Consider the following 9,271-nt stretch of genomic DNA (forward strand, 5'->3'; position numbering starts at 1 on the left):
CAAGTTAAACGTTTAAATCTCAAAACATGGCGGTAATCTGTCTAAAATAAGAATAAACAGTCAAGTGGCGTCTGTAACATAAAGAAAAACACAGTAGACTATGCTTAGTTTTCTGTGTTTTTTTCTATTTTCATTTAGAGGTGAATTAATTGGTAGTTATTAGAGGTGCCCTTAACAGTATCAGAGGATGGTAAAACATCTATTTTATCAGAAAACAGCAATGATTCCTCAACTGAACCTAGTTCGGTGACAAAATCATCTACAGAGAATCAAAATGTGTCGGATTCTAAATCTACAGTAATAGCTGAAAGTAATGAGACAACAACAGAAGAAAATGATGATTCTCCAAGCTTATTAGTTGGTCAATCAAATGTTAGTGAACAAGTAGCACCTTTTGCAGCAATTAACTATACAAATATTACGCCACAATATACAACTAATTCTAGTGGCACTTACCCAACTAACAGTTGGACACCAACTGGTAATCAAACAGTCATTAATCATCAAGGAAAAACATATGGTTCGGTAAATTGGGATGGTAATACTGGATGGAGTGGTAATCCAGATGATGTTAAAAATTCTTATATTGAATATGGTGGTAAGGGTAGCGATGCAGAGTTCGCAATTCGTAAATATGCTAAGGAAACTAATACACCTGGCTTATATGATGTCTATTTAAATGTTCGAGGTAATAAACAAAAAGATATTAAACCAGTTGATATCGTGTTAGTGGTGGATATGTCAGGTTCAATGGAACCATCAGAGAGTAATAATTATAATGACCGAGCTGGTGCGATAAGAACTGGTGTTAGTCAATTTTTGAAATCTATTAAAGATGCAGGAATTGATAATTATATAAATGTTGGTTTAGTAGGCTTTTCAAGTCCAGGAGAATATGTGACTGGTGCAAATGGTTATATCGAAGTGCCTATGCAAAGTGTTGCTAAAGATGGACATGTTGACGATATTAATAAAATGTTATCACCAAAATTTTCTGGTGGAACATTTACTCAACTCGGCACTCGTCAAGGTAGTAAAATGCTTCAAGCTGACACAAGTGGCAACCAAAAAATGATGATTCTTCTAACGGATGGTGTGCCAACTTCATACAACGTTGGAGGAAATACCATACGTGATACATGGCCTGCAACGCTTGGAGAAGCGAAAATGATTAAGGATAGTGGTATTGAACTTCATGCCTTAGGGATTCAACTTGGCAAAGATTCAGGTTATACCAATAATAGTGCGGATACCTACCTTACACTACAACAAGTTCGTGCACGAATGGGGCTACTGGCATCACCTGGGCTATATCAAGATGCGAGTACAACACAAGACGTGCAAAATTATCTCGAATCAAAGGCTAAAAATGTTGTGAGTGAGTTTAATTCAATAAACAACGGTAGTATCATAGATCCTATTGGTTCGCAATTTATTTATAATAGCACGAAAGCTGAAGTAAGAAGTGTCGGTTCAACACCAGTTACCAATCTACCGACTTCGACAATTACTAATAATCAATTGAACGTATCGGGATTAAATCTTGGTAAAGACCAAGAAATTCAGTTGCATTATCAAGTGAGACTAAACACCGAAACAAGTGATTTTGTACCTAATAAATGGTATCAAATGAATGGTGAAACGACTTTAATGCCTAATGATAAAAATCCAGATAATAAAGTCAATTTTGGAGTACCTTCTGCCAAAGGGGAAGGTATACAGCTAGATTTTAAGAAAATTTGGGAAGAGTATGATAATGATAAGTCACAAAGACCATCAAGTGTGACTTATGAGGTAACTAGAAGTCAGACAACTATTGCCAATGTTTGGAAAACAGGTTTTATCAAAGTTGAAGGTAGTCAAGATCAAGATACCTGGGCTAAATCAACTAATCAACTGGCTTCAGTGCAAAATGGTGATGCTAATTTATGGTTACCAAAATACAATGCACAAGGGGTTAACTTTAATTACAAAATTTCAAATGAAATTAAAGTAGATGGTTATGATGGTACGCAGGTAGATGACACCACTTTTAAAAATATAAAACAGTTTATACCATTACGATTGGATGTCATGAAAGAAGATGGGTCAGGTAAGAAAATATCTGGCGCAAGCTTTAAATTGGTTGACGAAAGTGGCATGGAAATATCAGGTATTGCTGACTCAGAAGGATCAACTTTTACTTTTAATAATTTGAAAGCTGGAAAGTATACCTTAACAGAAGTTAAAGCACCAGATGGTTATGTTATTTTAAAACATCCAATACAAATTGAAGTTTTGAAGGATGGTAGTGTCGAAGTTGATAATAAATCCGTCAAGGTAGAAAATCATACAATTAAGTTAATCGTTGATAATCAGAAAAAAGGTCTATTACCCTCTACCGGTGGTTCAGGTAGAACGGGATATTGGATAATGAGTTCTATTTTTATTGTATTAATGGCTATTCTTGGTGGTTACTATTGGTATCGAAATAGAAAAGCTAGTAAAAAAAAAATCTAGAAAAATCTAATCGAGTTTTGCTACATCTATCAGCTCTTTTAGTTATTTTATCAACGGGTGCTAGTCTATTGAGACCCGTAAAGGCAGTAGCAGATACCAACCCAGTTACGTTTATTTTGCATAAGAGAGTCTTTAAAGATAGCGAACAACTGAAATCTGTTCAAAACAATGGTTTAGTGGTTGATGATAACGATGCGGATGCAAAAGATTTAATTGATGAAAACCTTACTTATGGATTAAATGATGTGACGTTTAGCGTTTATGATGCGACACAATATGTGACAGATAATCTCGGAAAGATGTCACAAGAAGATTTGTTAAAAAAGGTGACAAATACAGATAATGCAAAGCTTTTATCTGAAATAGCACCTTACAATACATTGATTCAAGAAGTCGTTACAAAAAATGTTAACGGAGAAGATGGTGTTGCCGAGTTAACTGTTAACCCAAGTTCTGAAAGTAGCGCTTATTTGTTGATTGAAACAAAATTAAGCCCAGCTATTAAAGATAAAGTTGAGATGACTGCGACACCTATGTTGGTTATTTTACCAATTGAAAATCCAACAAAAAAAGGCACATATCTTAATACAATCAATTTGTATCCTAAGAATACAGCAATCAAACCAGTGACACCAACTAGCCCTCCTTCCCCACCGATTAAGCCTGACTTACCACAAACGGGAGAGGCAAAAACAATTATGGGCGTGTTTGGTTTAGTTGTTATTTTAACTGCCGTGTTACTTTGGCAAAAAAAGAAATAGTGGATTAAAAAATATAACTATGAAGTTATATGTTATGAATTATATTATTGGAGAAAAGATGAAGAAGAAAAATTTATTTCAGGTTGTGATTTCAATTTTAACATTGTTAGTTGTATTCATTGGACCAGTTAAAGCTGTCTTTGCAGCTGACGATGTTGATGCAAAAAATGTTGATGTAACAATTAACAAGCGAATTTGGGATGAAGGTCAAACACCTAAAGATATTCAAAATACCGGTGAAACAATGGATTTTGGTGGTAGAGCGCTAAATGGTTCTGAGTTTACTGTTTATGATGTAACAGAAAAGTACTATGAGTTAATTAAAAACAGCGACCAAAAAACTGCAATTGCAGCAATTCAAAGTGATGCAGAAGCAGTTGCTCCAACTTATGCAAAGAAAGTTGATGCAAAAGTAACAGCTGGTGATGGTCAAGCAACATTTAGCAATTTAACAATTAAAAATGATGCTAATCAGTATAATGTTTATTTATTTGTTGAAACAAAGACGCCTAATGACATCACAGTCACTAAACGCGCGGTACCAATTGTTTTAGCAATGCCGATTTATAAATTAGATGCAACTCAAAAACCAACAGATGTGATTAATACCAACATCCAGTTATATCCTAAAAATGAAACAGCTAAAGATACTAAAGAATTTAGCAATGCTGGTAATTTTTCAAATGTGACGATTAACGGTCAAGATTTTGCTAACGTTACAACTGGCGATATTTTAAATTATAAATTAACTGTTAACATTCCAGCAAATATTGGTGATGCAAATGCCGTTCAAAGTTTTAAAATTCACGATAAACCTTCTGATGGTTTTACCAACAGAATTAGATAGTTTAAAAATAGAAGATTCGAGCGATCTCGTAACATTTTTGACCTGCACGCCCTATATGATTAACACACACCGTTTATTAGTAACGGGCGTCCAAGTCGGTTTTGAAACAAAAAAAAGGACACAGCAGATTCAGTTGACAAAAGATTATCATCTGTATAGAATGTTCATTTTTGCAAGTATTATGCCAATGCTCTGTTTCTTATTTGCTTATTGGATTTGGCGTAAATATGTGAATTACCAATGCATGAAACGTGACTACAATTTTGTGTTTTATGCATTGGTCGATCAAAAACCATTAGTCAACATTTCTTTCATTTTAATGGAGAAAAAAGGACGTGAAATTGTAAAAAAAGATGGTATGCCGATTTCATCGATTAGTGATCAGTTCGGACGTGTCAGTTTTAAAGCTATTCCTGGTGGGAAATATGTCGCTTATCCAAAGGATGAGACTGAATTTCCTAAAGTTTATGGTTTTGTCGCTAGATTGAATGATCAATTATTTACGATTAAAAGTAAACGTGGAAAAATACAGCGTATTGGTAAAAAAAATGATAGAAAATATTTGATTAATAAGAGGTAATCATGCGAAAAAAAAATAAAAAACATTCTAAATCAGACAGGAAACGTTTTTTAATCAACATTTTGATATATTGTATTTTCTTGATTGGTACTCTTATTATGTTATATCCATTCTATATCAGTAAATTAAATGACTACTTAGATAATATACGTGTGACAGCTTATAAAAAAGAATTACAAGCCATTTATCAATCAAAGCAAGAAGAATTGAAGCAGGAGAATAGTCAATTAGCGACGAGAGGCTTGACACCTTCAGCTGATCCATTTAATGAAAAAAAATCAAAGCGTGTTTCAGATGCTTACTATAAAACACATCTTCTAGGCTCAGTTGAAATTCCCAAGATTAATATTAAGATTCCTTTATTTGATTTGACAAATAATGATTTGTTGGAAATTGGCGCAACGACACTTAATGGGACTTCTTATCCATTGGGGGGACAAAATACGCATGCAGTGATTTCAGCACATCGTGGTTTGCCTAATCGAGAATTATTTACGGACTTACCTAAATTAGGAAAGGGAGATTTTTTTGTAATAGAAATTTTAGGACGAAAACTCGCCTATAGAGTAGAGCACCTCTAAAAACTCAAATTTGCCACTTTTGGCTAAATTTACCTATCGCGTCGTTATTGCTCCGCACCTTACAGCAGTAAGCTTTGTCGCAATGCCTAGCGCTAGAAAAATTTATCTCAAAAGTTATTAAAAGCAGTTTTTAGAGGTGCCCAGTAGTTAAAATAGAGGTTGTAGAACCTGAACAGACGGATATTTTAAAAATAGAACCAGGTAAGGATTTGGTTACATTACTTACTTGTACCCCTTATATGATCAACTCACATCGTTTGTTAGTGACTGGTAGTCGTATACCTTATACAGAAACTGTCAAAAAAGAGTTAAATAAAAGTAATCAAAATAGAATTGTCATTCGATTTTTGATGATAATCGGGTTTGCAGATTTCATTTTTCTAATGATATGGTTTTTATACCGTCTTATTCATCATTATTTACTCTCTAAACAAAGGATTGATATTTTGATTAAGATTATTGATGCTAATCATAACCCCTTTACAAAAACCATGACACTTTATGATAAAAAAGGTAAGAAGGCATTGAAACGACAACAGAAAGTTGTGCGACTTCTTCCTGACCCTACGGGGTACTATAAAATTGAGGATATTCCTAAAGGATTATACTGTTTAAAAACAGATGATGGTTCTCTGAATTTATTGGTTGGACAAAATAAGTTGAAAAACCAAACATTATTGATTAAATCTTTTAAACGGACTAAGGTATCATTTACAAGAATAACTGAAAATGAGATACAACTTTTAGATGTAACCTTCAATAAGGCGTAAACATTCATTATGACATCTATCAGAGTCTAACCCCTTAATTGGCAAATTTAGCAAGCAGAGGCTTGCTTTTTTTGATATAATAGAACGATGAAGTTTAAAAAAATAAGTTTACCAATCGTGATTATATTAGGACTTGTTCTCGACCAGGTGGTTAAGATGGCTGTTGTAAACAATATTGGCTTGTCAGAGCAAAAGCCAGTTATTAAAGGTGTCTTATCGCTGACGCATCTTAGAAATAATGGTGCAGCTTGGTCGATTTTAGAAGGGCAGCAGTGGTTCTTTGTCTTGACAACAGTACTTGTCTTGGCAGTGGCTATCTGGTTTTGGCTCAAAAATCTATCTAAAAATTGGTATGCTATTGGGCTAACCTTGATTATTTCAGGTGCCTTGGGTAACTTTATTGACCGAGTGCGCCAAGGCTATGTCGTTGATATGTTTCAGTTAGACTTTATCAACTTTCCTATTTTTAATGTAGCAGATATTTTGCTATCGATAGGATTCGTAGTGCTCTTTATAGGTATTTTGATAGAAAAAGATGAAGGTTAAGATAAATTGAAAATAAAAATTAAAGCCCAGTCCGCTGGATTGCGACTTGACAAGGCTATCTCAGATAACTCAGATGTCTCACGGACTCAGGCTAATGACCTGATTAAAGCAGACGCTGTCTTGGTTAATGGGCAAGTCAAAAAAGCTAAGTATAAAGTTCTAGAAAATGACATCGTGTCATTTGATATCCCTGAGCCAGAAGTTCTGTCCTATGAGGCAGAAAATATAGCACTAGAAATTGTCTATGAAGATGATGATGTCGCAGTGATTAATAAACCTCAGGGGATGGTTGTTCATCCGTCAGCTGGTCATCAAACAGGTACACTTGTTAATGCTTTGATGTATCACATGACGAATTTGTCTAGCATCAATGGTGTGATCAGACCAGGCATTGTGCACCGTATTGATAAGGATACAAGTGGTCTGTTAATGGTCGCTAAAAATGACCAAGCGCATGAATTTCTAGCCACTCAACTTAAAGAACACACGTCGAAACGTCGTTATGTTGCCATTATCCATGGGAATTTACTCAATGACCGTGGTGTGATTGAGGCGCCGATAGGTCGCAATGCCAAGGATCGCAAAAAGCAAGCTGTTATTGCGGGTGGTAAACCTGCTTTGACGCATTTCGAGGTGTTGGAGCGCTTTGGTGATTTCACTTTGGTGAGTTTGACGCTTGAGACGGGGCGTACGCATCAAATTCGTGTGCATATGGCTTATATCGGGCATCCGGTTGCTGGAGACCCCTTGTATGGGCCGAAAAATGCACTGAAACCTAATCATGGTCAATTTTTACATGCGCAGATGCTAGGATTTGAGCATCCTACTTCGCATCAGTGGTTAGAGTTCGAACTCGACCCACCGAAATTGTTCCAAGCCACATTAGACAAATTAAGAAAAGACTAACAAATGATACCAAAAATATAAATGCAAAAGGGCATTTTTTTTGGTAAAATAGATGTAATCTAATTTTTGCAACAACACAAAAGAAGGAGTTCTACTTTGACAACCACTGATATGCAAGAGATGCAGAAAATCATCGTCCTCGACTACGGTAGCCAGTACAATCAGCTGATTACTCGCCGTATTCGTGAATTTGGCGTCTTTTCTGAGCTGAAAAGCCATAAAATGACCTTGGATGAAATCAAGGCCTACAATCCTAAAGCCATTATTATCTCGGGCGGTCCTAACTCAGTTTATGAGGAAGACGCTTTTGATATTGACCCAGGTGTTTTCGAGCTTGGCGTTCCCGTTTTGGGCATCTGTTATGGCATGCAGCTTATGACACAAAAACTTGGGGGTAAAGTAGAAGCTAACCCAGGAAATGGGGAATTCGGTGCAACTAAAATTAATCTCGATGCCACATCTAAATTGCTTGAAGGCACACCCGCTGAACAGACAGTTTTGATGAGCCATTCTGATAATGTCACTGTTCTACCAGAAGGTTTTAAAGTTGCTGCTCATACCGCACAAACACCAATTGCAGCGATTGCAAATGATGAAAAGGGGCTTTACGGCGTTCAATTCCATGCTGAAACAACTCTCAGCGAATATGGTCATGACATCATTGAAAACTTCGTTAAAAAAATCGCTAAGGCATCAGGTGACTGGTCAATGGCTGGTTTCGTTGAGCAACAAATCAAAGAAATCCGCGAAAAAGTTGGCGATAAAAAAGTTTTGCTTGGTCTTTCAGGCGGTGTGGATTCATCTGTCGTTGGCGTACTCTTGCAACGTGCTATTGGTGACCAATTAACGTCTATCTTTGTTGACCATGGCTTACTCCGTAAAGGTGAGGCAGAACAAGTCATGAACGACTTGGGCGGCAAATTTAGCCTTAACATCATTAAAGTAGACAGCAAAGAACGCTTTATGAGTAAACTAGCTGGTGTTTCTGACCCTGAGAAAAAACGTAAAATCATTGGGAATGAATTTATCGAAGTCTTTGACGATGAAGCCTCAAAACTTGACGGTGTTGACTTCCTTGCCCAAGGCACACTTTACACTGACGTCATCGAATCTGGGACTGATACAGCACAAACGATTAAGAGCCACCATAATGTTGGTGGACTGCCTGAGGACATGCAGTTTGAACTTATCGAGCCTTTGAACAAACTCTTCAAAGATGAAGTTCGCGAACTTGGCGAAGTCCTTGGTATGCCTCATGATTTAGTATGGCGCCAACCCTTCCCAGGTCCAGGTCTTGCTATCCGTATCATGGGTGAAATCACTGAACCACGCCTTGAAAAAGTACGTGACTCTGATTTGATTCTCCGTGAAGAAATCGCTAAAGCAGGTCTTAACGAAAAAATCTGGCAATACTTTACGGTTGATACAGGCGTTAGCTCAGTTGGTGTGACAGGTGACTTCCGTAGCTATGATACAGTTATCGCCATTCGTGCCATTACATCTATCGACGGTATGACCGCTGACTTCGCTGAGATTGACTGGCAAGTCCTCGCTGAGGTTTCGCGTCGTATCACCAATGAAGTCAAAGGGGTTAACCGAGTCGTCTATGATATTACGGCTAAGCCACCTGCTACTGTTGAGTGGGAATAATATTTAGGGTACCTCTAAAAACTTATGAAAAGAGGTATAATAGATTAAAAATAAGCTAACGAGGTATTGAAGATGAATTTATTTGGAGATAGCGACTATCTTGAAAAATTAAGTTCAAAAGGAGACCCTCT

General features: G+C 36.5%; 9 protein-coding genes. All 9 read left to right on the top strand.

The features are described 5' to 3' along the window. The first annotated feature begins 165 nt into the window (after window positions 1-165). The 9 genes from HZR21_RS12090 (at window position 166) to guaA (ending at window position 9,140) form a co-directional block, all read left to right on the top strand. Window positions 166-2,499, top strand: a complete 2,334-nt coding sequence (locus tag HZR21_RS12090) for a SpaA isopeptide-forming pilin-related protein (protein ID WP_180747627.1) — start codon at window positions 166-168, stop codon at window positions 2,497-2,499. 17 nt (window positions 2,500-2,516) lie between these two features. Continuing rightward, on the top strand, window positions 2,517-3,260 hold the full coding sequence (locus HZR21_RS10755) for a pilin N-terminal domain-containing protein (RefSeq protein ID WP_180747631.1): 744 nt from the start codon (window positions 2,517-2,519) through the stop codon (window positions 3,258-3,260). Window positions 3,261-3,318: 58 nt separating this feature from the next. Next, a complete protein-coding gene (locus tag HZR21_RS10760; protein ID WP_180747628.1) occupies window positions 3,319-4,107 on the top strand; it encodes a pilin N-terminal domain-containing protein in 789 nt (262 codons plus the stop codon). Beyond that, complete coding sequence (locus HZR21_RS10765) at window positions 4,082-4,687, top strand: hypothetical protein (RefSeq protein WP_180747629.1); 606 nt, start codon at window positions 4,082-4,084, stop codon at window positions 4,685-4,687. The genes HZR21_RS10760 and HZR21_RS10765 overlap by 26 nt, the downstream gene beginning before the upstream one ends. Before the next feature lie 98 nt (window positions 4,688-4,785). After that, window positions 4,786-5,268, top strand: a complete 483-nt coding sequence (locus tag HZR21_RS10770; protein WP_246307852.1) for a sortase — start codon at window positions 4,786-4,788, stop codon at window positions 5,266-5,268. Between the two features lie 191 nt (window positions 5,269-5,459). Continuing rightward, window positions 5,460-6,038, top strand: coding sequence for a hypothetical protein (locus HZR21_RS11980; RefSeq protein WP_374940029.1), 579 nt, complete (start codon window positions 5,460-5,462; stop codon window positions 6,036-6,038). 87 nt (window positions 6,039-6,125) lie between these two features. Then, entirely contained in the window at window positions 6,126-6,584 is a 459-nt protein-coding gene (gene lspA, locus HZR21_RS10780; RefSeq protein ID WP_040525866.1) for a signal peptidase II, read from the top strand. 12 nt (window positions 6,585-6,596) lie between these two features. Beyond that, window positions 6,597-7,490 (top strand): RluA family pseudouridine synthase, encoded by an 894-nt coding sequence (locus HZR21_RS10785; protein WP_040525868.1) that lies wholly within the window; start codon window positions 6,597-6,599, stop codon window positions 7,488-7,490. 111 nt (window positions 7,491-7,601) lie between these two features. Next, window positions 7,602-9,140: a glutamine-hydrolyzing GMP synthase gene (gene guaA / locus HZR21_RS10790; protein ID WP_281366884.1), complete on the top strand. Its 1,539-nt coding sequence runs from the start codon at window positions 7,602-7,604 to the stop codon at window positions 9,138-9,140. Window positions 9,141-9,271 lie beyond the last annotated feature (131 nt).

This window comes from Pseudolactococcus laudensis (assembly GCF_013449735.1).
GTDB lineage: Bacteria > Bacillota > Bacilli > Lactobacillales > Streptococcaceae > Pseudolactococcus > Pseudolactococcus laudensis.